This is a genomic window from Amycolatopsis sp. NPDC051371, assembly GCF_040682155.1.
Taxonomy (GTDB): Bacteria; Actinomycetota; Actinomycetes; order Mycobacteriales; family Pseudonocardiaceae; genus Amycolatopsis.
Map to the genome: position 1 here is coordinate 20612 of NZ_JBFBAG010000049.1, position 25162 is coordinate 45773.

At 72.0% G+C, this 25162-nt stretch carries 22 protein-coding genes; 6 read left to right on the top strand and 16 right to left on the bottom strand.

Features of this window, described 5'->3' with window-relative positions; all coding sequences use genetic code 11:
• Window positions 1-72 precede the first annotated feature (72 nt).
• From bioD to AB0M59_RS42205, 7 genes are all read right to left on the bottom strand, one after another.
• On the bottom strand, window positions 73-792 hold the full coding sequence (gene bioD / locus AB0M59_RS42175; protein ID WP_364627182.1) for a dethiobiotin synthase: 720 nt from the start codon (window positions 790-792) through the stop codon (window positions 73-75).
• Window positions 793-1070: 278 nt separating this feature from the next.
• Window positions 1071-3248: a bifunctional SulP family inorganic anion transporter/carbonic anhydrase gene (locus tag AB0M59_RS42180; RefSeq protein ID WP_364627076.1), complete on the bottom strand. Its 2178-nt coding sequence runs from the start codon at window positions 3246-3248 to the stop codon at window positions 1071-1073.
• A 236-nt stretch (window positions 3249-3484) separates the two neighbouring features.
• On the bottom strand, window positions 3485-5713 hold the full coding sequence (locus AB0M59_RS42185) for a bifunctional SulP family inorganic anion transporter/carbonic anhydrase (RefSeq protein WP_364627077.1): 2229 nt from the start codon (window positions 5711-5713) through the stop codon (window positions 3485-3487).
• A 217-nt stretch (window positions 5714-5930) separates the two neighbouring features.
• Window positions 5931-7211 carry an adenosylmethionine--8-amino-7-oxononanoate transaminase gene (locus tag AB0M59_RS42190; protein WP_364627078.1) on the bottom strand — a complete coding sequence of 427 codons (1281 nt, stop codon included), beginning with the start codon at window positions 7209-7211 and terminating at the stop codon, window positions 5931-5933.
• Window positions 7212-7284: 73 nt separating this feature from the next.
• Window positions 7285-8619, bottom strand: coding sequence for an SdrD B-like domain-containing protein (locus AB0M59_RS42195; protein WP_364627079.1), 1335 nt, complete (start codon window positions 8617-8619; stop codon window positions 7285-7287).
• 93 nt (window positions 8620-8712) lie between these two features.
• Window positions 8713-9912, bottom strand: coding sequence for a cytochrome P450 (locus tag AB0M59_RS42200; protein ID WP_364627081.1), 1200 nt, complete (start codon window positions 9910-9912; stop codon window positions 8713-8715).
• 22 nt (window positions 9913-9934) lie between these two features.
• On the bottom strand, window positions 9935-10348 hold the full coding sequence (locus tag AB0M59_RS42205; protein WP_364627082.1) for an SRPBCC domain-containing protein: 414 nt from the start codon (window positions 10346-10348) through the stop codon (window positions 9935-9937).
• A 64-nt stretch (window positions 10349-10412) separates the two neighbouring features.
• Between AB0M59_RS42205 and AB0M59_RS42210 the strand changes: the two genes are divergently transcribed.
• Complete coding sequence (locus AB0M59_RS42210) at window positions 10413-11036, top strand: uridine kinase (protein WP_364627084.1); 624 nt, start codon at window positions 10413-10415, stop codon at window positions 11034-11036.
• Window positions 11037-11040: 4 nt separating this feature from the next.
• On the opposite strand, the gene AB0M59_RS42215 is transcribed toward AB0M59_RS42210, so the two are convergent.
• From AB0M59_RS42215 to AB0M59_RS42230, 4 genes are all read right to left on the bottom strand, one after another.
• Window positions 11041-12198 (bottom strand): glycosyltransferase family 4 protein, encoded by a 1158-nt coding sequence (locus AB0M59_RS42215; RefSeq protein ID WP_364627086.1) that lies wholly within the window; start codon window positions 12196-12198, stop codon window positions 11041-11043.
• A 148-nt stretch (window positions 12199-12346) separates the two neighbouring features.
• On the bottom strand, window positions 12347-13399 hold the full coding sequence (locus AB0M59_RS42220) for an NlpC/P60 family protein (protein WP_364627087.1): 1053 nt from the start codon (window positions 13397-13399) through the stop codon (window positions 12347-12349).
• 425 nt (window positions 13400-13824) lie between these two features.
• Window positions 13825-14082, bottom strand: coding sequence for a hypothetical protein (locus AB0M59_RS42225; RefSeq protein ID WP_364627089.1), 258 nt, complete (start codon window positions 14080-14082; stop codon window positions 13825-13827).
• 229 nt (window positions 14083-14311) lie between these two features.
• Complete coding sequence (locus AB0M59_RS42230; protein ID WP_364627091.1) at window positions 14312-15709, bottom strand: NYN domain-containing protein; 1398 nt, start codon at window positions 15707-15709, stop codon at window positions 14312-14314.
• Between the two features lie 126 nt (window positions 15710-15835).
• Here AB0M59_RS42230 and AB0M59_RS42235 point away from each other — a divergent pair, with 126 nt between their 5' ends.
• Window positions 15836-17539, top strand: a complete 1704-nt coding sequence (locus AB0M59_RS42235) for a DEDD exonuclease domain-containing protein (protein ID WP_364627093.1) — start codon at window positions 15836-15838, stop codon at window positions 17537-17539.
• Window positions 17540-17704: 165 nt separating this feature from the next.
• Here AB0M59_RS42235 and AB0M59_RS42240 read toward each other — a convergent pair whose 3' ends face one another.
• Window positions 17705-18610: a MerR family transcriptional regulator gene (locus AB0M59_RS42240; RefSeq protein ID WP_364627095.1), complete on the bottom strand. Its 906-nt coding sequence runs from the start codon at window positions 18608-18610 to the stop codon at window positions 17705-17707.
• Between the two features lie 44 nt (window positions 18611-18654).
• Between AB0M59_RS42240 and AB0M59_RS42245 the strand changes: the two genes are divergently transcribed.
• Window positions 18655-19392: a maleylpyruvate isomerase family mycothiol-dependent enzyme gene (locus AB0M59_RS42245; RefSeq protein ID WP_364627097.1), complete on the top strand. Its 738-nt coding sequence runs from the start codon at window positions 18655-18657 to the stop codon at window positions 19390-19392.
• Between the two features lie 41 nt (window positions 19393-19433).
• Window positions 19434-19715 carry an Lrp/AsnC ligand binding domain-containing protein gene (locus AB0M59_RS42250; RefSeq protein ID WP_284750247.1) on the top strand — a complete coding sequence of 94 codons (282 nt, stop codon included), beginning with the start codon at window positions 19434-19436 and terminating at the stop codon, window positions 19713-19715.
• Between the two features lie 115 nt (window positions 19716-19830).
• Here the strand turns inward: AB0M59_RS42250 and AB0M59_RS42255 are convergent, their stop codons facing one another.
• The 4 genes from AB0M59_RS42255 to AB0M59_RS42270 all read right to left on the bottom strand — a co-directional run bounded on the left by AB0M59_RS42255 (window position 19831) and on the right by AB0M59_RS42270 (window position 24176).
• Window positions 19831-21513, bottom strand: a complete 1683-nt coding sequence (locus tag AB0M59_RS42255) for a cytochrome bc complex cytochrome b subunit (RefSeq protein WP_364627099.1) — start codon at window positions 21511-21513, stop codon at window positions 19831-19833.
• Window positions 21510-22676 carry a ubiquinol-cytochrome c reductase iron-sulfur subunit gene (locus tag AB0M59_RS42260; RefSeq protein ID WP_364627101.1) on the bottom strand — a complete coding sequence of 389 codons (1167 nt, stop codon included), beginning with the start codon at window positions 22674-22676 and terminating at the stop codon, window positions 21510-21512. The genes AB0M59_RS42255 and AB0M59_RS42260 overlap by 4 nt, the downstream gene beginning before the upstream one ends.
• Window positions 22673-23491 (bottom strand): c-type cytochrome, encoded by an 819-nt coding sequence (locus tag AB0M59_RS42265; protein WP_364627103.1) that lies wholly within the window; start codon window positions 23489-23491, stop codon window positions 22673-22675. The genes AB0M59_RS42260 and AB0M59_RS42265 overlap by 4 nt, the downstream gene beginning before the upstream one ends.
• A gap of 61 nt (window positions 23492-23552) precedes the next feature.
• On the bottom strand, window positions 23553-24176 hold the full coding sequence (locus AB0M59_RS42270) for a heme-copper oxidase subunit III (protein ID WP_086681061.1): 624 nt from the start codon (window positions 24174-24176) through the stop codon (window positions 23553-23555).
• Between the two features lie 95 nt (window positions 24177-24271).
• Here AB0M59_RS42270 and AB0M59_RS42275 point away from each other — a divergent pair, with 95 nt between their 5' ends.
• Together AB0M59_RS42275 and AB0M59_RS42280 are read left to right on the top strand one after the other, a co-directional pair.
• Complete coding sequence (locus AB0M59_RS42275; protein ID WP_364627105.1) at window positions 24272-24685, top strand: hypothetical protein; 414 nt, start codon at window positions 24272-24274, stop codon at window positions 24683-24685.
• Between the two features lie 62 nt (window positions 24686-24747).
• Window positions 24748-25158 carry a hypothetical protein gene (locus AB0M59_RS42280; protein ID WP_364627184.1) on the top strand — a complete coding sequence of 137 codons (411 nt, stop codon included), beginning with the start codon at window positions 24748-24750 and terminating at the stop codon, window positions 25156-25158.
• Window positions 25159-25162: the final 4 nt, after the last annotated feature.

Here is a 25162-nt window from a genome sequence, read left to right on the forward strand (position 1 = left end):
GGCGTCTCCTTGGTCGTGGTGGAAGCGTCCCTCATCGTGCCCGAAGGCACCTCGGGACGACAGCGACGCAGGTCACTTCCCGGCGGAAGCGCAGCCCGCGAAGAGCTCGGGGTCGAACTCGCCGCCGAACCACGGCGACAGCCCGGCCCGCGCGGCGGACAGGAACTCCTCGGGCGAGGCCTCGCCGAGCCCGGCCGGCAGCGCGCCGAGCAGCGGCGCCCCGGCCGCGACCGGCAGGTCTTCGAGGTTGGACAGCGCCGCGAGGTCCGGTTCGGCGGGCCACGAGCCGATGATGACGCCGGCGACGGTCAGCCCGCGTTTCGTGGCCACCTCGGCGGTGAGCGCGGTGGCGTTGAGCGTCCCGAGACCCGCCTCGGCGACGATGATGACGAGCGAGCCGAGCGACCACGCGACGTCGGCGAGGCTGGAGCCGCTGCCGTCGAAGCGCACGAGCAGGCCGCCGGCGCCTTCGATGAGGGTGAGGTCGTGCCCGGTGTCGAGGTCGGACGCGGCCCGCGCGATCGCCCCGGGATCGAGCGAGGGAAGACCACTGCGCCGCGCGGCGGCCTCCGGCGACAAGGGATCGGGATAGCGCCGCAGCTCGAGCGTGGTGACGTGGTCCCCGGCGAGCCGGAGGACGTCCTGCAGGTCGCCGGGCTCGTCGGGCCCGACGCCGGTCTGCGCGGGTTTCAGGACGGCGACGCGCTGTCCGCCGGCCACCGCCAGGGCGGCGATGGCCGCCGTGGTGATCGTCTTGCCGACCCCGGTCCCGGTCCCCGTCATCACCAGCATGGTCACGGGCCATCAACTTAGTGACTGCGGTGCCGGGCTCGCACCGCGGGCACCGGATGGCGCGGGGTGCCGGAGGAAGACTCGCTGGTCGGAGGCGGGTTCCGTGCCGCGGGTGGTGGGAGGTGGCCCGGGTGCGGCCCCGGGCGACGAATCTCCGACCGGGCGCCGCCCCAGAGCGCACCGCCCGCGATCTGCTCCGCCGCGCGGGCCGGGCGGGTTCCGGCGCCGGGCGGCGGCGAGCCCGGGCCGGACCCCGACGAGCCCGGCCCGCGCCGACCTCAAGCCCCCCGCACCACCACCGGCGCCCCGGCCGGGCGGAACGTCCGCTCGGCCCCGTCGAACAGGTACACCTGCGCGGTCCCCACGGCGAAGTACATCCCCGTCAGCTGCACCTTCCCCGCCGCTTCGGCGGCCGCCACCGACGGGTACTCCCGCAGGTGCTCCAGCTGCTGCAGCACGTTGTGCAGCGCCAGCCGATCGCCCTCACGGTCCGGGACCCCGCCGTCCAGGGTGGCCGAGCCCGTGCGGTGGGCGCTCGGCTCCGCGTGCCGGAGCCAGACCGCCAGCGGGCCCGCCGGCGGCCCATCGGCCAAAGCCGCCATCGCTCCGCAACCCGAGTGACCGCACACCACGATCTCCTCGACGCCGAGCACACCCACGGCGTACTCGATCGACGCGTTCATCGACGGGTCGGCCTGCCCCGGCGGGACGAGGTTGCCGATGTTGCGGATCGTGAACAGGTCGCCCGGGCCGCTCGTGGTGATCAGGTTCGGCACGATCCGGGAGTCGCCGCAGGTGATGAACAGGGTGCGGGGACGCTGGCCGTCGGCGAGGCCGGACAGCGTGTCGCGCAGCAGCGGGGCCGCGCGGCGGTGGAACTCGGTGGCGCCGTTGCGGGTCTGCTGGGCCGGGATCCCTTCCACCGCTTGCCATTCCGACCACGGCGCCAGCCAGCGCGGCACCGCCCGGCTCGCGGCCAGCCGGGACCGCGTCGGGCGGCCCGCCTTGCCCTCGCCGAACCACGGGTGGCCGACCTCGTCGACGTCCACCGTGCCGCCGGCGCGCTCGTGCGCCTGCTGCCACGTCGTGAGGCTTTCGAACGCCGCGTGGTCGAGGTAGTCGACGACCAGCTCCAGCCGCACCGCCACCCCGGCCGGGATGGCGCCGAGCACCTTCGACAGCCGCGGCACCGACAGGAACGTCAGGACACCTTCGACGACCACGCGCCAGGCGTCACCTTCGTTTTCGACGTGGATCCCGGACCACAACGTGCGGCGCAGCATCAGCACCAGCGCGAGCCCGATCCCGGCGAGGACCCCGGTGAGCAGGTCGAACACGACGACCCCGCCGAGGGTGAGCAGGTAGACGGGCAGGTCGCCGTGGGCGAGGACGGTCCTCATGTGCCCGGGGTCGACCAGCTTCGCGCCGACGTGCACCAGCAGGCCGGCGAGCGCGGCCAGCGGGATGCTCTGGATCAGCCCGGCCAGCAGGACGACGAACAGCAGCACCCAGACGCCGTGCAGCACCGCCGACGCCCGCGTTTTCGCGCCGGCCGCGACGTTCGTGGAGCTGCGGACGATGACGCCGGTGACCGGCAGCCCGCCCACCGCCCCGGAGAGCATGTTGGCCGCGCCCTGGCCGACGAGCTCGCGGTTGAGGTTGGCGCGCGGCCCGGTGTGCAGGCGGTCGACCGCGACCGCCGAGAGCAGGCTCTCCACGCCGGCGATCAGGGCGATGGTGACGACGGCGAGCGCGAACCCGTCCCAGCCGCCGTCCGGCAGCTGCGGGACGAGGTGGATGTCCAGCAGGTCCCCGGGCAGTTCGACGCGGGGCAGCGTCATCCCGGCCAGCACCGACACGACCGTGGCGGCGGCGATCGCCGCCAGCGGCCCGGGCACCTTGCGGACGGCGGCCGGGAGCTTCGGCCAGAGCAGCAGGATCGCGATGGTGAGCAGGCCGATCAGGGTGGCGGAGTCGTGGTGGGCGACGATTTGGCCGGGCAGCTCGGCGATGTTCTCCACCGCCGAGCTCTGGGCCTTCCCGCCGAGGATGACGTGCAGCTGGCCGAGCACGATCGTGACGCCGATGCCGGCCAGCATGCCGTGCACGATGGCCGGCGAGATGGCCAGCGCGGCGCGGGCGATCCGGCTCAGCCCCAGCAGGATCTGCAGCGCGCCGGCGGCGACGGTGATCGCGCAGGTGACGGCCCAGCCGAAGGTCTGGATGGTTTCGGCCATGACGACGGTCAGGCCGGCGGCGGGCCCGCTCACCTGGAGCACGGAGCCGCCGAGGGCACCGGCGACGACGCCACCGACGACGGCGGCGACGAGCCCGGCAGCGACCGGCGCGCCCGATGCGAGGGCGATGCCGAGGGACAGGGGTACGGCTACGAGGAAGACGACCAGTGAGGCCGGCAGGTCGTGGCGGAGCACGGCGAGGGGTCTCATGATCACCATGCAACCGGAAATCGTGTGAAATGTCCGCTATGCGCCACTCGATTGGGTGAACGATTGGCCATATTTAGCCCGAACGTCATAAATCGGGCGGACTGTTAACGCGTCGTTTACAAGATCATTTCTGTCACGCGACAGTTGAACCCGGTACTACAGAAGGGTTTCCGCTCACCGGAACGTCATGAACGACTCGTTCATGACGTCCGACGACATGAACGAGTCGTTCACAACACCTCCGGTCAGTGCTCCAGCGCACCCGCCGTGACGAACCCGCGCGCCGCATCGTCCAAAAGGGACACTTGGGCGGCGCCGACGTCGAAGTACATCCCGGTCAGCCGGAGCCCGCCGCGCGCCAGCGCATCCGCCACCACCGGGTAGCCGCGCAGGGTTTCGAGCTGCTGCACCACGTTCTGCAGCGCGAGCTGGTCGGCCTCGGCCGCCGGCCGTTCGCCGCCGAGCAGCAGCGGAGCTTCACGACTCCGTCGCCGCAACGTCGCTTCGCCGTGGCGCAGCCAGCTGCCGAGCTGGACCAAGCCGTCCGGCGCCTGGCCGAGCAGCGCCTTCATCGCGCCGCAGCCCGAATGCCCGCACACCACGATCTCCGCGACGCCGAGCACCCCGACCGCGTACTCGATCGCCGCACCGACCGACGAGTCGTCGCCATCGGCGGGCGGGACCAGGTTCCCGATGTTCCGCACCGTGAACAGGTCTCCCGGCCCGCTCGTGGTGATGAGGTTCGGCACGATCCGCGCGTCGCCGCAGGTGATGAACAGCGTGTGCGGCTGCTGCCCGTGCGCCAGCCCGCTCCACGTGTCGCGCAGCAGCGGCGCCGTGCGGCGGTGGAACTCCGACGCACCCCGGCACAGCAGCGAACTGGCGGTGCGCTGAGCCGGCAGCACGACGTGCTCCGCCTGCCACTCCGACCACGGCGCGAGCCACCGCGGCACGACGCGCGCGGCGACGCTGCGGCGCACGGTCGGCGCGTCCGAGCTGCCACGTTCGAACCACGGATGCCCGATCTCGTCGACCGTCACCGGCCCGGCGTGCGCCTGCTGCCAGCCGCGCAGGCAGTCGAACGCCGCGTGGTCGAGGTAGTCGACGAGCAGCTCCAGCCGGACTTCGGCGTGCGGTGGCACCTCGGCGAGCACCCGGGTCAGCCGCGGCACGGACAGGAACGTCAGCGCCCCTTCGATGACGACGCGGTGGCGGTCGCCGTCCCGTTCGACATGGATCCCCGAGAAGATCATCCGACGCAGCATCATCGCGAGCGCCAGCAGTATCCCGGCCGCGACCCCGGTCAGCAGATTGACGGCGACCGCGCCGGCGAGCGTGACGACGTACACCGGGAGGTCGCCGTGGCGCCGCACTTCCTTGAGGCCGTGGAGGTTCACGAGCTTCGCGCCGACGTAGACCAGCAACGCGGCGAGCGCGGCCAGCGGGATCAGCCGTAGGACACCGGTGAACAGCAAGCACGCGGCGAGGATCCAGACGCAATGCAGGATCGCCGACGCGCGGGTGCGCGCCCCCGCTTCGTAGTTGGTCATGCTGCGCACGATGACGCCGGTGACCGGGAACCCGCCGAGCGCGCCGGCGGCGACGTTCGCCGCGCCCTGCCCGATCAGCTCGCGGTCGAGGTCGGTGCGCGGGCCGCCGCGGAGCTTGTCCACCGAGACCGCGGACAGCAGGCTCTCCAGGCCGGCGATCAGGGCGATGGTGAGCGCGGCGAGCGCGAAGCCGCCCCAACCACCGTCCGGGAGCCGCGGCACGAGGTGCAGCGTGGGCAGCCCGGCCGGGAGGTCGACGCGCGGCAGGGACATCCCGGTCGTGACGGACAGGCCGGTGGCCAGCGCGATGGCGGCCAGCGGGGCGGGCACCCGGCGGACGGGGCGAGGCAGCCGCGGCCACGCCAGCAGCACCGCGAGGGTGACCACGCCGATCAGCACGGCCTGGTCGTGGTGCGCGGCGATCTGCCCGGGCAGCGCGAGGACGTTGGCGAGCGCGGAGCCCCGCGCCGAGCCGCCGAGCACGACGTGCAGCTGGCCGAGCACGAGCGTGACGCCGATGCCGGCGAGCAGGCCGTGGACGATGGCCGGCGACACGGCGAGCGCGGCGCGGGCGAGGCGCGTCAGGCCGAAGAGGATCTGGAGCAGGCCCGCGGCGACGGTGATCGCGCAGGTGACGGGCCAGCCGTGGGTGGCGATCGTGTCGGCCAGCACCACGGTGAGGGCGGCGGACGGGCCGCTGACCTGCAGCGGCGATCCGCCGAAGAGGCTCGCGACCAGCCCGCCGACGACGGCGGAGATCAGGCCCGAGAGCAGCGGCGCCCCGGCGGCGAAGGCCACGCCGAGGGACAGGGGGACGGCGACGAGGAAGACGACTATCGAAGCGACGACATCGTGTTTGAGGTATTGGAAGGTTTTCGGCGACGGCGGTCCGGTGTCGTGTTCTCCGCGAACGATCTCGATCATGGAGGCAGGATCGCCGAAACCGCGCGAAAAGTCTGCTACGCAAGCATTTCTCGCGTTTGTCCCGGCACGGATCGGTTCGGTTTCCCGGACCTTTCAGGCGAACGGCGCCCGAGAACCTCCGCCGATCGCGTGGTGTGGATCGCGCGACGGCACGGAGCGCGACGATGAGAGACCTTCGGGTCTCGGTGTGCGCGTGGTCACACCCGATGTGCTGAATTCACGCCTTTTCCGCCACGGCAAGCATCGCGCGGGTGATCGCGGCGAGGTCGTCGTCAGCCGAAACGTACGGCGGCATCGCGTAGACGAGGTCCCGGAACGGCCGCAGCCAGACGCCCTGCGCGGTGACGACGTCGGTGGCCACCGCCATGTCGACGGGGTGGTCGAGCTGCAGCACGCCGATGCCGCCGAGCACCCGGACGTCCACCACCGAGCCGAGGTCGCGCGCCGGCGCGAGGCCGTCGAGCAAACCTTTCTCGAGCCGGCTGACGTCCTGGCGCCACGCGCCGCCGGCGAGGAGACCCAACGAGGCGTTCGCCACCGCCGAGGCCAGGGGGTTGCCCATGAACGTCGGCCCGTGCGCGAGGACCGGCAGCGCGCCGCGGGAGATCCCCGCCGCGACCTCCGGCGTGCACAGTGCCGCGGCCATGCTCAGGTAGCCGCCGGTCAGCGCCTTGCCGAGGCAGAGCACGTCCGGCGTCACGCCCGCGTGCTCGGCGGCGAAGAGCGCGCCGGTGCGGCCGAAACCGGTCGCGATCTCGTCGAAGATCAGCAGGACGTCGTGCGCCTCGGTCAGTTCCCGCAGCGCGCGCAGGTAGGCGGGGTGGTGGAAGCGCATCCCGCCGGCGCCCTGCACCACCGGTTCGACGATCACCGCGGCCAGTTCCCCGGCGTGGGCCCCGATTTCCTCCGCCATCATGTCCACATAGGACTGGTCGGGCGGGGTGTCGAAGCCGGCCGGCGGGGCCGGCACGAAGACCTGTTCGGGCAGCACGCCGCGCCACAGCGAGTGCATGCCGCCGTCGGGATCGCACACGCTCATCGGCGTGAACGTGTCGCCGTGGTAGCCGCCGCGCCAGGTCAGCAGCCGGCGCTTCTCCGGCAGCCCGCGGGAACGCTGGTACTGCAGGCACATCTTCGCGGCGACCTCGACCGACACCGAGCCGGAGTCGCAGAGGAAGACGTGCTCGAGGCCGTCGGGCGTCAGGTCGACGAGGGTCTTCGCGAGGGTGATCGCGGGCTCGTGGGTGAGGCCGCCGAACATGACGTGGCTCATCCGCCCGGCCTGCTCGGCGAGCGCGGCGTCGAGCACCGGGTGCCGGTAGCCGTGGACGGCCGACCACCACGACGACATCCCGTCGACGAGCTCCCGGCCGTCGGCGAGCTTCAGCCGGACGCCGCTCGCCTCGGTCACCAGCAGCGAAGGCACCTTCGCCGGCATCGGCGCGTAGGGGTGCCAGACGTGCTGGGCGTCGAGGGCGAGCAGGTCGGCGGAGTCCATCTCCGCATTAAAACAGGGCGCGAAGCGCCTCCGTTGAGGGCGGTGGTGGGGAGGAAGGCGGAGCCTGACCGCCTCAGGCCGGCTGCCTCGTGAACACCCAGCCGTTCTGGTTCATGGCCTCCGACGCGACGTACACCGGCCACTCCCCCACCAGTACCCACGGCCCCGCCACGGACAGGCGGTAGCGGCCGGTGGGCCCGGCGATGGTGAGGTTCCCGTCGGCGTCGGTCGTCGCGGTGAGCACCTGGCCGGTGTCGATGTCGGTGGCCGTCACCTGCTGCCCGGCCACGCCCTCGCCGGTTCCGGTGACGATCCGGCCCGTGCTGGTGCCGTCCAGGCCGAGGATCTTCGCCGTGTCTCGGGCCTCGGGCACGCCCTCGTGGTAGGCCTCGTCCCGGGTGAAGTCGCAGCTCTGCTCGAGGACGCCCCAGCGGCCGGCGCGTTCGGTGACCGTGCCGGGCACCCGGAACGTCCGGGTCTCCCCCGGCCGGATCGTCGCGCCCGGGCCGAAGTAGTCCAGCTCGCCCCAGCCGGCCGGGGTGATGTCGAGGGAGCGGCCGTTGTCACCGCGGTCGCAAGCGCCGTAGACACCCGAAATGACACGCTGACCGGTGTTGGCCAGCTCGACCGTCAGCACCGCCGGGTCGCCGACGCGATAGCTGTCCTGGTCCAGCGCGACTTCCGCGTGCAGCGTCTCGGACAACGGCCGCAGCGCCCGCAGCGGCACGTCGACCACCGGCGTCGAGCCGTCGGCCCGCACGCTCGTGCCGCCACCCAGGATCCAGCCGCCGGGCGCGTCGGCCGGGTAGACGTCGTAGCGCCCGGGCGGCAGGTCGTCGAACGAGTACCGGCCCTCGGCGTCGGTCGTGCGGGTCTCGCTCCAGTTCAGCTGGACGTGCGCGCCGGCGAGCGCCTCCCCCGGGTCGGCCACGCCGTCTTCGTCCGCGTCGGCGAACGCCTGGCCGCTGATCGTGGTCGTGCCCGTGGCCAGCGGCACGACGACGTCGACCGGCGCCAGCGGCGGGGTCATCCCGTCCAGCCGGGACAGCGAAAGCCGGAACCGCGAGTCGCCCGCGAACGGCGCGATGAAGCCGCCGGTCAGCCGGAACTCGCGGGTTTCCCCGGTCTGGAAGGTCGCGCCGGGGCCGCCGGGCCCCAGGTCGCCCCAGCCCGAATCCACCCAGAAGCGCGTGCCGCCCTGCTGGTCGATGATGCCCGCGGCCACGTAGACGCTGTCCCCGGCGTTGGTGACCGTGTACTTCACGGTGACCGGCTCCCCGGGCAGGTACGGCCCGCCCTCGACCACCGCCGTGCCGCGCAGGTCGTACCCGGCCGCGGCGGCCGGGACCGCCCAGCCCACGACCGCCACCAGAACGGCGAGCGCCATCGCGAAAAATCTGGTTCTCAAGGTGACTCCCCCTCACCCGGCCCGCACCTCCCGTGCGGGCTTCGGCGCTTTCACGCGCGAAGGAACCCCTCGGCCGATATCGAGTGACACGCGTCACAGGCGAACGGGCAACGCCTCCAGTCCGTGCACCAGCGAGCTGTAGCGGTAGACCAGCTGGTCTGGCTTGGCGTCCAGCTCGAGGTCCGGGAACCGCGCGAGCAGGCCGGCCAGGGCGATCTCGGCCTCCAGCCGGGCCAGCGGCGCGCCGACGCAGTAGTGGATGCCGTGCCCGAAGGCCAGGTGCCCGCCGGCCGCCCGCGTGACGTCGAGGCGGCCCGGATCCGGGAACCGGTCGCCGTCCCGGTTCGCGCCCAGCAGCGAGATCAGCACGAACTCACCCGCCGGGATCGTCACGTCACCCGCCTCGACCGCCTCGGCGGTGAACCGCAGCGTGGCCAGGTGGATCGGGCCGTCGAAGCGGAGGAACTCCTCGACCGCGCCCGGCATCAAGGACGGGTCCGCCCGCAGCCGCGCCAGCTGCTCGGGCTCGCGCAGCAGCGCCAGGACGCTGTTGGCGATCAGGTTGACCGTGGTCTCGTGCCCGGCGACGAGCAGCAGGAACGCCATCGAGATGAGCTCGTCCTGCGACAGCGAGTCGCCGTCGTCGCTCGCGTGGACCAGGTCCGACAGCAGATCCTCGGCCGGCTCGGCGCGCTTCTGCTCGACCAGGCCGGTGAGGTAGGTGAGCATGCTCTGCGCCGCGTGCTGCGCGTCTTCCGGCGTCGACGAGCTCAGCAGCGTCTTCGACCAGGCGGAGAACTCGGTTCGGTCCTCCGGGGCGACGCCCAGCAGCTCGCAGATCACCGTGATCGGCAGCGGCGCGGCGAACGACGGCAGCAGGTCGGCCCGCGCTTGCCCGGCCAGCGCGTCGAGCAGTTCGGTGGTGATCTCTTCGATCCGCGGCCGCAGCCGGGCCACCGTCCGCCCGGTGAACGCCTTGTTCACCAGCTTGCGCAGCCGCGAGTGGTCCGGCGGGTCCGTGTTGAGCATGTGCCGCCCGAGCGCTTCGCCGAAGCCGCCCTGGCTCGTCGCCCCGGCCGGGAACTTCGCCTCGAACAGCTCGTACGCGCGCCGGTTGTCCTTGTGCAGCCGGGAATCCGCCAGCAGGGCCCGCGCTAGCGCGAAGTCCGTGACGACGTAGCAGTCCAGGCCACGCGGCATCCGGACCCGGCGCACCGGCCCGCCCGCGCGCAGCATCGCCGCGAACAGGTGCGCGTCCTGTGCGAAGTCCTCCGCCACTTCGATCGTCGTCATACCCACCCCCATGCAGTCAGCCTCAGCGCTCGGCGAGTGCCGCCACCACGCGCTCGGTCACGTCCTGCCAGTATGCCCGCTGTTCCTCGCGTTCCTCCGCGCCCGAAAGCCATTCCTGGTGGAACCGCAGCGTGGTCTTGGCGCCCGAGCCGCTCAGGCGCACCTGGACCGTCGAGTCGTGGTCCCAGTCGCTCGGCCGCCACGTCAGCCGCACCCGGTCGCCCCCGACGAAGCTGCGGATCTCCCCGACCGTGCCGTTCGCCGTCTCGTACTCCGCGCCCGGCTCCCGCGGCAGCTCGACCCCGGGACCGAGCCAGATGGCGACGCCGTCGCGGCTGACCAGGAACTCCCAGACCGTCTCGGCCGGGTAGGGCAGCGTGCGTGAAACCCCGATGTTCCACCCGACATCGGCTGTCTTCCCCACTGAAGAAGTCATCCCGGCATCATCCCACCGGGGTACGACAAAACCCGGGCCCGGCCCGGGTGCAGGATCGTCACCCGTGCGCTACCGCCCGATTTCCCCCGCCGTCCTGGCCGAAGAGCTGACCGACCGCATCGACGCGCTCACCGGGCGCCGGCGGATCGCGGTCGCCGTCGACGGCGCGGCGGGTGCGACGGAAACCACAGAACTCGCCGACGCCCTGGTCGACCCGCTGCGCCTGCGCGGCCGCGCGGCCCTGCGCGTCTCGGCGCGCGACTTCCTGCGGCCCGCGTCCCTGCGCTTCGAGCACGGCCGCACCGATCCCGACGCGCGCTACACCGACTGGCTCGACCTCGGCGCCCTCCGCCGCGAAGTCCTCGACCCGCTGGGGCAAACCGGGTCCGGCGAGGTCCTGCCGTCGCTGTGGGACGCCGAGCGCGACCGCGCGACCCGCGCCGAGCGGGTGCCGCTCCCCGAAGGCGGGGTCGTGCTCCTCGACGGCGAACTGCTGCTGGGCACCGGCCTCGCCTTCGACCTGGCCGTGCACCTGTGGCTGTCCCCCGCCGCGCTGCGCCGCCGCGTGCCGGACGCGTGGGCGATCCCGGCCTACGAGCGGTACGAGGAGGAAGTCGATCCGAGCTCGCTCGCCGACGTCGTCGTGCGCGTCGACGATCCGCGGCACCCGGCGCTCTACACGCCGTGACGCCTCAGCGGACGACGGCCACCGGGTCGCCGTCCAGCAGCCCGGACAGCCGCCCGGCCATGGTGTCCCAGCGCCAGTTCTCGCTCACCCAGGCGCGGCCGGCCTCGCCCATCCGGCGGGCGCGCACGGGGTCCGCGAGCAGGCTGGCCAGGGTCTCGGCCAGCTGATCGACGTCCCGGCCCTCGACGACGTGCCCGGTGACCTCGTCGAGCACCGTCTCGGGCGCGCCGCCGGAGTTGCCCGCGACCACCGGCAGGCCGGTCGCCGAGGCCTCCAGGTAGACGATGCCGAGCCCTTCGACGTCGAGGCCCTTGCCGCGGGTGCGGGCCGGCATCGCGAAGACGTCGCCCGCGGCGTAGTGCGCCGGAAGCTCGGCCCACGGCACGGATCCGGTGAGCACGACGTCGCGGCCGAGGTCCAGCTCGGCGACCAGTCCGGTCAGCGTCTTGCGGTACGGGCCGCCGCCGACGATGAGCAGCGCCGCGTCCGGCACGCGCTCGCGGATCTTCGGCAGCGCGCGGATCAGCTGGTCCTGGCCCTTGCGCGGGACGAGCCGGGAGACGCACACGATCGTCGGGCGATCCGACAACCCGTGGCGCGCACGGATTTCCGCGCGGCCGGCGGGGTCCGGTTTGTACAGCCCGGTGTCCACTCCGGACGGCAGCAGCTCCAGCCCGGCCATCGCACCGAACGCCGCGGCGAACCGGCCCCGGGTGTAGCGGCTGACGTAGGTGACGACGTCGACGGTGTCCCCGATGCGCCGCAACGCCTGCCGCGAGCCGGGAAGCATGGACCAGCCGACTTCGTGGCCGTGCGTGGACGCCACGATCCGGCGCGCGCCGGCCTGGCGCAGTGAGTGCCCCAGCAGCGCGAGCGGCGCGGCGGCGCCGAACCAGACGGCTTCGCAGTCCCGCGCCCGCATGATCTGCTTCGCGCGGCGAAGGACGTCCGGCGTCGGCAGCATCAGCGACGTCGGGTGCCGGACGACCTCGAACGGCGCCTCGGCGTCGAACTCCTCGTGCGACCCGGTCCGCGACTCCCACGACGGCGCGTAGACGACCAGGTCGTCCGCCGGCAGCCGGGTGGCGAGGGAGTTCAGGTAGTTCTGGATCCCCCCGGGCCGCGGCGGGAAGTCGTTGGTCACGAGCAGGGTCTTGAGCACGCCCCAGAGGCTAGCGGCCGCCACCTCTGTTCGTTCGGGGGTCCGGGTGGCGAAGCCCCCGGCCCGAGGCGGAGCCTCGGCTGACACAGCCGGAGGGGCGGCACCGCATGTGCGGTACCGCCCCTCCGGCGTTGTGGTGCTGCGTGGGTCACGACGTCGGGCGTCGCGCTCCCGCGTACTGGCTCTGCAGCGGCGAGATCTTCACGACGTCCCCGCTGTCGGGCGCGTGGACCATCTTGCCGTCGCCGATGTACATGCCGACATGCGAAACGGGCGAGTAGTAGAACACGAGGTCGCCCGGCTGGAGCTGGTCCCTCGGCACCGCGGCGCCGAAGGTGGACTGCTCGCGGCTCGACCGGGGCAGCGTGATGCCGGCCTGCTTGTAGGCCCACAGCATCAGACCCGAGCAGTCGAACGTGCTCGGCCCGGTGGCGCCCCAGACGTAGGCGCTGCCCCGCTTGCCCAGCGCCGCGTCCAGCGCGGTCTGGGCGGCCGCGGTAGGCGCCTTGAGGCCGGTGGGCGAGCCGCCCTTGTCACCCTGGACGGCCTTGTCGGCCGCGCTCAGGTTCTTGTTGGCCGCTTTGAGCTGGTCGATCTGGTCGTTCAGCGTCTTCTGCTTGGCCCTGATGTCATCGGTCAGCTTCGCCGCCGCGTCACGCGCATCGGTCGCGCGCTTCGCCGCGTCGGAAGCCTTGTTGGCGGCATCGGTGGCCTGCTGGACGGCGCCGGTGAGGTTGCCCATCGCGCCGTTCTTCTCGGTCGCGATGACTTCCAGCGCCGAGGAGCGGTCGAGGAAGTCCTGAGTGGACGTCCCGGCCAGCAGCGCCGACAGCTTGTTCAGCTGGACGCCGCTGGTGAACGACGCGCCGGCGAACCTGTCGACCTCGGTCTGGTACTTCTTCTCGTTCTCGCCCGCCTTCGCGGCTTGATCCTTCGCTGCGTTGACGTCGCCGGTGGCCTTGTCGAGCTCACCCTGCTTGGCCTTCAGGTCGTCCTGGGCCTTGAGCAGGTCTTCGTTGAGCTTTTCGGCCTGGGCCGCGAGGTCGCGGTACTTGGCGAGGGCGTCCGAACCGGTGGGCGGGGCCTGGAGGACGGGGACTGGGGCGGCGGTGGCCGTGGGCTGGGCGACGGTGACGAGGGTGATCACCGAAGCCGCGGCGAGGGCACCTGAAACCACGCGCCTGAGGGAATGCGACTGCACGGTCGCGCGGGTCTCCTTTGCGTCTCGGCCGCCGAGGGGACCGGGGCACGAAGAGGTCGGGGGGTTCCTCTTCGCCGCTGTCCCACACCGCGCGCGAGCCGTCTTCTGCCGCAACAGGTTGCGACGCGGTGGTGGTTCCGGTTCCCAGCTTCCCGACAAAGCTGCGTCCGGCGGCGATCCCGTGTCGCCGCCCTTATCGACGGCCAGGGGCCACGAGATCTCGGACAGGTTACGAAAAGACCGCCACCACGTCCACCACCCCAGGGGCAAAAACTCTCCGTAGCGCCGCGAAACACCATCGGACCAGCAGGGGAGAAAACATGTGATGGGCGTTACACGCTGGGGTTTCTTCCGGGCCCGATTCGGCTACCTACCGTTCACCTGACCCGATCGACCACTCGGCGCGCCGACACGAAACGGGCCCATCAGGCCGTCCTCGGGACGGGTCCTTCGACCAGCCGAAGCCGGGGCATCATGCCCGCGTCGGCGAACGCGTCCAGGGCCCGCCGCTCGTCGGGGTCCCACACGACAGCGGGTGGCGCGCCCAGCAGCACGCTCACGACGCAGTCGTGGCAGGAGATGCCGCGGACCACGCAGCGGTCGCAGTCGACCACCACGCTTTCGATGTCCGAAACCGAAATGTGCGAGACGTCCACTTCGGACAGCTCAGGGGTGTCGTTCATGTGCTCCTCCTCACGCCGGGACTGACTGAGGAGGACGGTAGGCGCCACCACCGACAATTTCCGTCGGTCAGACCCGGAAGAGGCGGCTGACCAGCACCGGCGTCGCGGCGCAGGCGGCCCCCACACGGGCGAAACGGCGGCCGGCAGACGTCTTGAATGAGTCATTCAGGTCTTCGGAGGTCCTGAATGACTCATTCAAGACGTTCGCGAACCGGCCGCGAGGGACCGATCAGACCCGCGAAAGGCGGCTGACCAGCACCGCGGACGGCGTCGGGTGAGCCCCGCCACCGCGCACGGAGTCCGCCACCGCGCGGTCCGACGTCGCCACGACCATGGGCCGGCCCGCGGGCTCCATCGCGACCAGGTTGCGGATCACGTCGTCGGCCAGGACGCCGCGGTCGGAGAACAGCACCCGCACCCCGCGGGGCACCGAAGCCGGGACCGACAGCACGCCCGCGCCGTCGAACACGACCGTCACCTCGGCCGAAGTGCGCGCCGCCAGGGCGGACAGCTGGTGGATCAGCCGGTCGCGCTGGTCGGCCAGCGCCAGCTCCGGGTAGCCGGTCTTGGTGACGTTGTAGCCGTCGACGATCAGGTGCACGTTCGGCAGCGCCAGGTAGCGGTCCAACGTGGACACGTCGGCGATCTTGCCGCCCTGGCCGGAGCCGGTGCTGGCGCCGCGGACCATGTCGGCGGGACGCGCGCCGCGGGCGCCGAGGGCGAGTTCGCGGCGCAGCCCGGTGACCGCGCCGTCGATGGTGTCGATGAGCAGCGCCAGCCGCACTTCGTCGGCCTGGCGGGCCTCCCGGGCGGACTGGCGGGCGATGTCGGCGTCGGCGACCGCGCGTTCGGCGCGGGTGCGCTCGCTGGCGACGCGCTGGCGTTCGCGCTCGAGCTGGGCGGTGAGGGCGGCGATCTCGTCGGCGCGGGCGGCCGACCCGCGCGCGGTCTCGGCGGACGCCGCTTCGGCCGCGTCCTTCGCTTGGCGGAGCTGGACGCCTTGCTCGCGAAGGCGCTTCAAAAGCTTCTCGACTTCGCCCTCGCGCTCGCCTCGCGCGCCTTCAGCGGCCTTCTTCGCCTCGGCGAGCTCGACGCGCAGCTGCGTGAGTTCGCCTTCGAGACGCTGGCTGCGGGCCAGGGCGGCGTCGCGTTCGGCGCGCAGGACGTTTTCCTCGGCGTTCTTGGCCACGAGCCGGACACGCCCGGCGGCGCCGGACTCGCCGAGCAGGACGGCGGCGGCCGCCGCGGCGACCGAGTCGGCCGCGTTGGGGTCGAGCGCGTCGGTGCGGTGCTCGCGCAGCCATTCGATGACCGCCGTGCGGAACTGGGACGACTCGCCGAGCGCCGTGAGCAAGGCAGCGCCGCCGAGCTTGGCCCGTTTGGCCGGGGCGAACTTGGCGACGGGCCGCAGCTGGCGGGGCACGTCCGTGGCGGGCAGCTTGGCGACGGCGGCCGCCGAGAGCTCGGCGATCCGGTCGCGGACGGGCTCGGGCAGCGCCGGCCAGGTGGCCGGATCCGGCCGCCCGTCCTGGTCCGCGGGCTCTTCAGCCTGCTCAGGCCGCGACGCGACACCCGACGGACCGGTGGGGTCCTCGGGCGGCTCCGGCACGAGCGGCTGCGGGTGCATTGGTCCAGGGTAGGCCCCGGCCCCCCATCACGCGCCGCGCGGCACACGGACCGGGCACGACCGGAAACCGTGGGTACCGTCCGGACCACTCGAAAAATGTCGGTGGTCGCCTCTACTCTCCCGCACATGCGTTCGATCCAGGCACAGCTCGCGTTCGACGAGCTCGGAACTCCCTTGCGGGACACGACTTTCGTGGTGTTCGACCTCGAGACGACCGGGGCCGCGCCGGGGCCGTCGGGGATCACCGAGATCGGCGCGGTGAAGGTCCGCGCGGGCGAGATCCTGGGCGAGTTCGCGACGCTCGTGAACCCGGGGATGGCGATCCCGCCGCAGATCGTGTCGCTGACGGGCATCACGCAGGCGATGGTCTACGACGCGCCGCCGATCGAGGAGGTGCTGCCGGCGTTCCTGGAGTTCATCGGCGGTGCGGTGCTGGTGGCGCACAACTCGGGGTTCGACACGTCCCACATGCGGGCGGCGTGCGAGGGGCACGGCTACGTGTGGCCGAAGCTGACGGTCGTCTGCACGGTCCGGCTGGCGCGGCGGGTGGTGCCGCGTGACGAGGTGGGCCGCTATAACCTCACTGCGCTGGCGTTGCTGTTCGGCGCGCGGACGCGGCCGACGCACCGGGCGCTCGACGACGCGCGCGCCACGGTCGACGTGCTGCACGGGCTGCTGGAGCGCGTCGGCAACCTGGGTGTCCATTCGCTCGAGGAGCTGATGGGGTACCTGCCCGAGGTCACGGTGGCGCAGCGGGCCAAGCGGCACCTGGCGGCGGACCTGCCGGCGGCGCCGGGCGTCTACCTGTTCAAAGGGCCGAAGGACGAGGTCCTGTACGTCGGCACGGCGAAGGACCTGCGGCGTCGCGTGCGGACCTACTTCACCGGGTCGGAGGGGCGGAGCCGGATCCGCGAGATGGTCGCGCTGGCCGAGCGCGTCGACCACGTGGTGTGCGCGCACGCGCTGGAGGCGGAGGTGCGCGAGCTGCGGCTCATCGCGGCGCACCGGCCCGCCTACAACCGGCGGTCGAAGAACCGGCACCAGGGCTGGTGGGTCGGGCTGACGGAGGAGGCGTTCCCGCGGCTGTCGGTGGTCCGGCTGCCGCGGCCGGGGGTGCTGGGCCCGTTCCGCAACCAGGCGGACGCGAAGGCGACGGCGGACACGCTGGCCGGGGCGTCGGGGCTGCGGACGTGCACGCAGCGGATCTCGCCGCGGACGGCGAAGGGGACCCCGTGCGTGCTGGCGGAGCTGGGGCGCTGTGGAGCGCCGTGCGCGGGGCGGCAGAGCGTGGAGGCGTACGTCCCGGCGGTCGAGTCGGTGTCGGGGCTGATCGCGGGCCTCGACGGCCGCCCGCTGCACGTCGCGGCCGCCCAGGTCGAGCGCCTGGCGGAGGGCCGGCACTTCGAGCAGGCGGCCCGCCACCGCGATGAGCTGGCGGCGCTGATCCGCGCGCTGGGGCGAGCCCACCGCCAGACGGCGCTGGCGTCGATCGCGGAGCTGATCGCGGCGGCTCCGGACGGCAACGGGGGCTGGGAGCTGGCGGTGATCCGCTACGGCCGCCTGGCCTCGGCGGGAGTGGCCCGGCGCGGGGTGCCGCCGATGCCGGTGGTGGACGTACTGGTCGCCTCGGCGGAGACGGTGCTGCCGGACCCGGGACCGCTGAACGGCGCGCCACCGGAGGAGGTGGGGGTGTTGCTGCGCTGGCTGGCCCGGCCGGGGGTACGGCTGGTGCGGACGACACGCCCGTGGGCGGAGCCGGCCGCGGTGGCCGGGTGGCTGGGGTGGCTGGACCTGGTCTCGACGGCGCATTCCCTGGAGCACGTGGGCTGAGACGGATCGCCGGCTCCGCCGCGGTGCCCAGGGTTCGCCTTCAACGTGATCCGAGCCGGAACTCGCGTGATTGGGGCCGTAACTCGCGAGTTACGGCCCCAATCACGTGAGTCACGGGTGTGATCACGCGAGTTACGGGCCTGATCACACCGGACTGGTCGTCGCTCAGGCGACCGAGCGGTCCAGAGCGTCCAGCAGCCAGGTGTGCGTGACCCCCATCGGCGCGGGCTCCCCGGTGACCTCTCCCGCCAGATCCCAATACCGCCGCACCCGCGCATCCCGGTCAGGCGCCGTCCGGAGGTTCAGCGCCCGGCGGAACTCCGGCGTGTCCCCCGCCCCCACCGCCGCCGCGTGGGCCGCCACGAACCGGTCCAGCGCCGGCCCAGGCGACGGCGAAGCCCCCGCAGCCACCGAGGGGAACGCCAGCTCGCACGCCGACCCCACGTCCGCGTGGAGCGTGCCCAGGTCCGCGACTCGCTCGTGGCCGGCCAGCGTGCTCGCCCGCACGTGGCCGGAGAGGGTCGGGTCCGCCGCCAGCACCACCATCGACGCGTACGCCACCACCTGCCCCGTCGACGGCTGCTCCGGCGGCCGCGGCGCGCTGACGTCCAGGAACATCCGGGCCGTGTCCGGTGGGATCGGGCCCGTCGTCATCGGGTGCCAGAGGCGGACGAGCGCCTCGTGCGCCGCGAACCCGTCCTGCACCGCCGACAGCAGCTCGAGCCGGGCCGCCCGGTCCGCGGGCGAAGACTCCTCCACCGCGCGCAGCACCGAACGCCGCCAGGCCAGCGTCGCCACCTCGCGGTCCAGCGCCGCGCGCTCGGCGGCCACCGCCTCGTCCAGCGACCGGCTTCCGGTCAGCACATCGGTGATCGAACGCAGCCCCAGCCCGAGCCCGCGCAGCCGCCGCACCAGGGTCAGGCGGTCGACCGTCGCCCGGTCGAACCGCCGGTGGCCACCGACGCTGCGGGCGGGCTCCAGCAGCCCCTCGTCGCAGTAGAACCGGATCGTGCGGACCGGCACCCCCGTCCGCCGCGCGAGGTCGCCGATCCCGAGTGTGTCTTCGGTCACCTTCGGTCGAACCTCCAGCCGGGTGGAATTCCTACGGTACGGCCATGGACACCACCAGCCTCGCCGAGGCACTGCACGCCCGCACCGCCGCGTTCGCGGAGACCGTCACCGGCGCCGACCCGGACGCCCGCGTCCCCACCTGCCCGGACTGGCCGCTGCGGGTGCTCGTCGGCCACATCGGCCAGGCCCACCGCTGGTCCGCGGACATCGTCAGATCCGGGCCGTCGCCGGTTCCCGACCCGGTCGACGCCGATCCCGGCGCCCCGGAGACCTGGGCCGACTGGCTCCGCCAGGGCGCCGACGACCTCGCCAAGACCGTCCTGGACGCGGGCGAAACGCCAGTCTGGACGTTCTTCGGCGAGCAACCCGCGAAGTTCTGGCTGCGCCGGATGCTCCACGACACCACGATCCACCACGCGGACGCGGCGCTGGCCACGGGAACCGCCTTCGAAGTGGCCCCGGACCTCGCGGCCGACGCGATCGGCGAGTGGCTGGACATGCTCGCGAACCCGGTCACCGCGAGCCTCCGGCCGGACTTCGCCGAGCTGTGCGGCACCGGCCAGACCCTCCAGCTTCGACCGGACCAGGACCGAGGCTGGCTGATCACCCGCGAACCCGGCGGCGTCCGGTGGACCCGGGAGACGAACACGGCCGACGTCACCCTGGCCGGCCCCGTCCGGGACCTGCTGCTCGTCCTCACCCGGCGGCTGCCCGCGGACCGCGTCACGATCACGGGTGACCGGTCGCTGGCCGAGCACTGGCTGGCGCACACCGCGGCCTAGGATCGCGGGCGACCCCCGCAGACGAGTCTTGGAGGACCCAGGTGATCACCGCGATCGTGTTGATCCAGGTTGAGGCGGACGCGATCCCGGACGCGGCGCAGGCGATCGCCGACATCGACGGCGTCGGCGAGGTCTACTCGTGCGCCGGGGACGTCGACCTCATCGCCACCGTCAAGGTGTCCGCCCACGAGGAGCTGGCCGACCTCATCCCCGGCCGGATCGGGAAGGTGCCGGGGGTGCTGGACACCGTCACGCACATCGCGTTCCGGTCGTACTCCCGCGCCGACACCGAGCAGGCCTTCGCGATCGGCGCCGAGGACTGAGCGAAGCGCCCGCGACGCTGCTCGAAGCGCTGCCAGTCAGCCGCTCCGGAGCAGCAAGACTCAGGACACGACGAAGGCCACCTCCCGCGGGAGGTGGCCTTCGTCGTGCGTGGAGCTAGTGGTCCGAGCGCTTGGCGGCCTCGGCCGTCTCGATGCTCTCGAACTCGCCCGGCTCGCCCTGGGTGACCGAGTGGCCGTTGCCGTGCCCGTTGCCGTGGGCCCGCTGCAGCGCGACGGTCTCCTCGGCCGGGTCCGGCGACCAGAACGTGCCCGGGACGGCCTGACCGGCCGAGCCCAGCTTGTTCATCTTCTTCGGCACCGAAGCGCCCTGGTACTCGAGCGGGACCGCGTGGCCGTGGCTGTCGACGCCACCGAGCGGCTGGTGGACCTCGATGAACTCACCGTGCGGCAGCCGCTTGATGATGCCCGTCTCGACGCCGTGCTCCAGCACCTCGCGGTCGGCCCGCTGCAGGCCCAGGCAGAGCCGGTAGGTCAGGTAGTAGGCCACCGGCGGCACGATGAGCACGCCGATGCGGCCCGCCCACGTCGTCGCGTTCAGCGAGATGTCGAAGCTGTCGGCGATGATGTCGTTGAAGCCGGACAGCTCGATGACCATGAAGAAGCCCAGTGCCATCGCACCCAGCGCTGTGCGGACCGGTGCGTCCCGGGGCCGCTGAAGCAGGTTGTGGTGCGCGGTGTCCTTGGACAGCTTCCGCTCGAGGAACGGGTAGGCCAGGAGCAGGCCGATCAGGACCGGCATGCCGACCGCGCCGGGGAAGAACACCGCCGGGATCGTGTAGTTCCCGAGGTAGACCTCCCACGCCGGCCAGATCCGGAGCATGCCGTCGGCCCAGGCCATGTACCAGTCGGGCTGGGAGCCCGCCGACACCTGCGCCGGGTTGTACGGGCCGAAGTTCCACACCGGGTTGATCTGGAACAGGCCCGACATCAGCGCCAGCACGCCGACGACCAGGGTGAAGAACGCCCCGCCCTTGAGCGCGAAGTACGGCATGATCCGGACGCCGACGACGTTGGTCTCCTTGCGGCGCACGCCCGGGAACTGCGTGTGCTTCTGGTACCAGACCAGCGCCAGGTGCGCCCCGACCAGGGCGAGCATGATGCCCGGCAGCAGCAGGATGTGCAGCGTGTACAGCCGCGGGATGATCACGTCGCCGGGGAACTCCCCGCCGAACAGCGCCCAGTGGATCCAGGTGCCCATCACCGGCACCGACAACACGATGCCCGACAACGTCGCGCGAATACCGGTACCGGAGAGCAAGTCGTCCGGCAGCGAGTAGCCGAAGAAGCCTTCGAAGCAGCCCAGGATCAGCAGCAGGCCGCCGATCACCCAGTTGGCCTCACGCGGGCGCCGGAACGCGCCGGTGAAGAAGATCCGCAGCATGTGCACGGCCATCGCCGCGACGAAGATCAGGGCGGCCCAGTGGTGCAGCTGCCGCATGAACAGGCCGCCGCGCACGTCGAACGAGAGGTCCAGCGTGGTGGCGAAGGCCCGCGACATCTCCAGGCCCTGCATGTTCTTGAAGCTGCCGTGGTAGACGACCTCCTGCATGGAGGGGTCGAAGAACAGCGTCAGGTACACGCCGGTGAGCAGCAGGATGATGAAGCTGTAGAGCGCGATCTCGCCCAGCAGGAACGACCAGTGGGTCGGGAACACCTTGTTCAGCTGGTGTCGCAGGCCCTTGGCCGCGTGGTACCGCTGGTCGGCGTTGTCCGCGGCCTCGCCCAAGTGCCGTTCGACGGCACTCGCGCCCTTGGTCGGCGTGGTGAGTGAACTCATGACTTACGCTCCCAAAAGGCCGGACCGATGGCCTCGATGAAGTCGCCTCGCGCGATCAAGTATCCCTCTTCGTCCACCGTGATCGGTAGTTGGGCCAGCGGACGGGTCGCCGGACCGAAAATCGGCTTCGCGTAGTGGAGGGCGTCGAACTGCGACTGGTGGCACGGGCACAGGATCCGGTTGGTCCGCTGCTCGTACAGGGAGGTCGGGCAGCCGACGTGGCTGCAGATCTTCGTGTACGCGTAGAGGTCGCCGAAGTTGAAGTCCTCCTGGCCGGCCCGCTTGACCACCTTGGCGGCGTCGGTCGGGCGCAGGCGGATCAGCATGACCGGGTTGTCGATCCGGGTCAGCGCGGCCGCCAGGGCCTCCGCGTCGTTCCGCTCGGACTCGCGGAACGGGAACACGGTCTCCATCGCGCCGGCGTCGAGGTCCTCGGCCTTGAGCAGCGCGATCTCGGTTTCCTTGCCGTGCTCCACCTCGACCGGCTTGCCGGTGTCGCGGCGCAGGTAGACCTTCTCGCCGGGGAAGTTCGGCAGCCAGCCGGTGTGCCAGAGCGACGCCCGGTTGTCGGTGTCCTTCCACGGGTCCTTGATGAAGGACGCCAGCGGCAGCGCCGCGGCCGCGAGGCCCAGCGCGCCGGCCCCGGCGATCGCCGAGCGCTTGACCAGCGACCGGCGGCCGATGGTGCTGCGGCTCCCGGCGTCGGCCAGGTGCGCGAGGATCGTCTGGCGGTCGACCTCGGCCGACCCCTGCCCGTCACCGTCGTGGCGCTCCTGCACCGCGACCTCGGCGGGCACGAACTTCTTCGTGTACAGGATCACGCCGATGCCGAGGCCGAGGATGGCCAGGCCGAGCGTGAGACCGAGCATCGGGGTGTAGAGGCTGTACCAGAAGTGGCCGCTCTCGTTGTCCGGCGCCTCGTACTGCCACGGCCACCAGATGAGCGCGACGACGAAGCCGATCCCGGCCAGCGCGGACAGGCCGAACCAGAACGCCACCAGGCGCTCGGCCCGCTTCTCCGCGCGGGTGCCCTCCACGGGCCACGGGGTCGGGTACTCGACGAGCTCGACACCGTCGAGCGCGCCGCCCAGCTTGACCAGCTGGTCCCGGTCCATCTCCGCCAGCTCCGCCTCCGTCGGCGGCTTAGGCCCCTCGGCACTCATGCCTTCGATCCAATCCACAACGTCGCGCCGATCAGCGCGGCGATCCCGACGATGAAGGCGATCACGCCCTCGGAAGCGGGGCCGACCCCGCCGAGGCCGTTGCCGCCTGGGTTGTTGTTGCCGTCGGACACCGACTTCACGTAGGCGACGATGTCCTTCTTCTCCTCCGGCGACAGCTGCCGGTCGGAGAACTTCGGCATGTTCTGCGGCCCGGTGAGCATCGCCGTGTAGATCTGCTCTTCGCTGGCCGGGTCCAGGTTCGGCGCGTACTTGCCGGCGGACAGCGCGCCGCCGCGGCCGGTGAAGTTGTGGCACGAAGCGCAGTTGAGGCGGAACAGCTCGCCACCGCGGGCCGGGTCGGACCCGCGCAGGGCCTCGCCCTTCTCGGCGGGACGCTGGACGCCGCCGCCGTGCGCCTGGATGTAGGCGCCGACCGCGTCGATCTCGGCCTCGGTCAGCTTCGGCGGCTTGCGCTCGATCTGCGCCTCTTGGCGCGAGGCGGGCATGCGGCCCGAAGAGGTCTGGAAGTACACCGCGGCGTCGCCGATGCCGATCAGGCTCGGCCCGCGGTCCTGCACGCCCTCGAGGTTCGCGCCGTGGCACGCGATGCAGGTGTTGTTGTAGACCTGCTCGCCGAGGCGCAGCTGCGCCGGCGTGCCCTGGGCCTGCGCGGTCTGCGGCTCCGGGGCGAACACGGCGTACAGGGCGCCGGCGCCCACCAGCGCGATACCGAGCGCGAGCAGGCCGGCGAACCGCCTCCGCAGCTTCGACCGCGCGCGGTAGCGGCGCTCCGAGGACTTGGTGCTGGTGGTCATCTTGCGGCAACCCTTGCTGTCAGTTCAGGCCGATGGAGAAGGTGGTGGCGGCTGGGCGGACCTACGGAAGGAGGTAGATCACACCGAACAGGCCGACCCACACGATGTCGACGAAGTGCCAGTAGTAGGACACGACGATCGCCGACGTGGCCTGGGCGGGCGTGAACTTGCTCAGTTTCGTGCGGATGAGCAGGTACACGAAGGCGATGAGCCCGCCGATGACGTGCAGGCCGTGGAACCCGGTCGCGAGGTAGAAGACCGTGCCGAACGGGCCGGACGGGATCGTCATCCCCTCTTCGACGAGGTTGTGGTACTCGTTGGCCTGGCCGCCGACGAAGATCGCGCCCATGATCAACGTGATGATGTACCAGCGGCGGAGTCCGTAGACGTCGCCCCGCTCGGCCGCGAACACGCCGAACTGGCAGGTCAGCGAGGACAGCACGAGGATCACCGTGAACGGGATCGCGTACGCCACGTTGAGGTGGAACTCCTCGCCGTGCAACGGCGGCGGCCACTGGCCGGAGGAGTTCTGCGCCTTGACGGTGAAGAACATCGCGAACAGTCCGGCGAAGAACATCAGCTCGCTGGACAGCCACACGATGGTGCCGACACTGACCATGTTCGGCCGGTTCAGCGAGTGGACCCGCTGACTGATGGTGGGAGCTGCCGTTGTCACGCGTCGCATTATGTCCTCTCGCACCGCCGCTCCGCCGGGTGGGTCCACGGCGAGCCGCCTGCGTAACCGATCACAGTGAATGCCCGGGAAGGGGAGAGCTACTCATGGGTTTGGTGAACCGCCTGCTCAACCTGGTCAAGAAGCGCGAAAGCCCCGGTCTGACGCCGGAAACGCCCGGTCTGGAGATCGTCGCCGAGGCCTTCGACCCCGCCGTCGCGGACTCGGCCGTCCTCGCCGGTTCACCCGCCTGGGTCAGCACGGCACCGGCCGTCCTGCGGCACCACCTGCTGCTGCCGCCGGACCGGCTCGCCGAGGCGGCGTCGATCCTCGCCCAAGACGGCTATGACCTGCGAGAACAGGCTGTTTCCGGCGACCTGACGAGGGTCCACGCGGTCCGCGTCCAGGTGCTCGACGCCCTGCACTGCGCCCAGGAACGGTCCCGGATGGCGGGTCTGGCGCAGCGCCTCGGGGGCGACGCGCTGGGCTGGGACGCGCTCCAGCCGGAGCCGACCGCGTGATGTCGGTCTCGGCCGATACGATCGGCTGAGTTGTGTGGCGACGAGACGGAGGCGTGCTCAAAATGGGCGAGCGGTCGATGCGGGTCCTGGTGTTCAGCCACAAGGCGGAGGTGCGCGAAGCGATCGTGAACGCGGTCGGCCGGCGGCCCGCCGCGGATCTGGCGCGCGTGGACTACGTCGAGGCGACCGGGATCGCGGACGTGCTGTCCGAGGTGGACGCGGGCAACGTCGACCTGGCGATCCTCGACGGCGAGGCGCAGCCGACCGGCGGCATCGGCTTGTGCCGGCAGTTGAAGAGCGAGATCGCCGACTGCCCCCCGATCGTGGTCGCGGTGCGGCGCCGGGACGACCGCTGGCTGGCGACGTGGTCGCAGGCGGACGCCGTGCTGGTGCACCCGCTGGACCCGCTGACCGCCGCGGAGACCGTCGCCGACGTGCTGCGCGCGCGACGGGTCCCCGCCGTGAACGGCTGAGCCC

Coding starts and splice junctions, on each gene's coding strand:
- AB0M59_RS42260 (WP_364627101.1), bottom strand. CDS start 22,676: ATGAGTGCCGAGGGGCCTAAGCCGCCGACGGAGGCGGAGCTGGCGGAG.
- AB0M59_RS42280 (WP_364627184.1), top strand. CDS start 24,748: ATGGGCGAGCGGTCGATGCGGGTCCTGGTGTTCAGCCACAAGGCGGAG.
- AB0M59_RS42190 (WP_364627078.1), bottom strand. CDS start 7,211: ATGGACTCCGCCGACCTGCTCGCCCTCGACGCCCAGCACGTCTGGCAC.
- AB0M59_RS42205 (WP_364627082.1), bottom strand. CDS start 10,348: ATGACTTCTTCAGTGGGGAAGACAGCCGATGTCGGGTGGAACATCGGG.
- AB0M59_RS42270 (WP_086681061.1), bottom strand. CDS start 24,176: ATGCGACGCGTGACAACGGCAGCTCCCACCATCAGTCAGCGGGTCCAC.
- bioD (WP_364627182.1), bottom strand. CDS start 792: ATGCTGGTGATGACGGGGACCGGGACCGGGGTCGGCAAGACGATCACC.
- AB0M59_RS42255 (WP_364627099.1), bottom strand. CDS start 21,513: ATGAGTTCACTCACCACGCCGACCAAGGGCGCGAGTGCCGTCGAACGG.
- AB0M59_RS42235 (WP_364627093.1), top strand. CDS start 15,836: ATGCGTTCGATCCAGGCACAGCTCGCGTTCGACGAGCTCGGAACTCCC.
- AB0M59_RS42185 (WP_364627077.1), bottom strand. CDS start 5,713: ATGATCGAGATCGTTCGCGGAGAACACGACACCGGACCGCCGTCGCCG.
- AB0M59_RS42245 (WP_364627097.1), top strand. CDS start 18,655: ATGGACACCACCAGCCTCGCCGAGGCACTGCACGCCCGCACCGCCGCG.
- AB0M59_RS42265 (WP_364627103.1), bottom strand. CDS start 23,491: ATGACCACCAGCACCAAGTCCTCGGAGCGCCGCTACCGCGCGCGGTCG.
- AB0M59_RS42225 (WP_364627089.1), bottom strand. CDS start 14,082: ATGAACGACACCCCTGAGCTGTCCGAAGTGGACGTCTCGCACATTTCG.
- AB0M59_RS42275 (WP_364627105.1), top strand. CDS start 24,272: ATGGGTTTGGTGAACCGCCTGCTCAACCTGGTCAAGAAGCGCGAAAGC.
- AB0M59_RS42230 (WP_364627091.1), bottom strand. CDS start 15,709: ATGCACCCGCAGCCGCTCGTGCCGGAGCCGCCCGAGGACCCCACCGGT.
- AB0M59_RS42200 (WP_364627081.1), bottom strand. CDS start 9,912: ATGACGACGATCGAAGTGGCGGAGGACTTCGCACAGGACGCGCACCTG.
- AB0M59_RS42180 (WP_364627076.1), bottom strand. CDS start 3,248: ATGGTGATCATGAGACCCCTCGCCGTGCTCCGCCACGACCTGCCGGCC.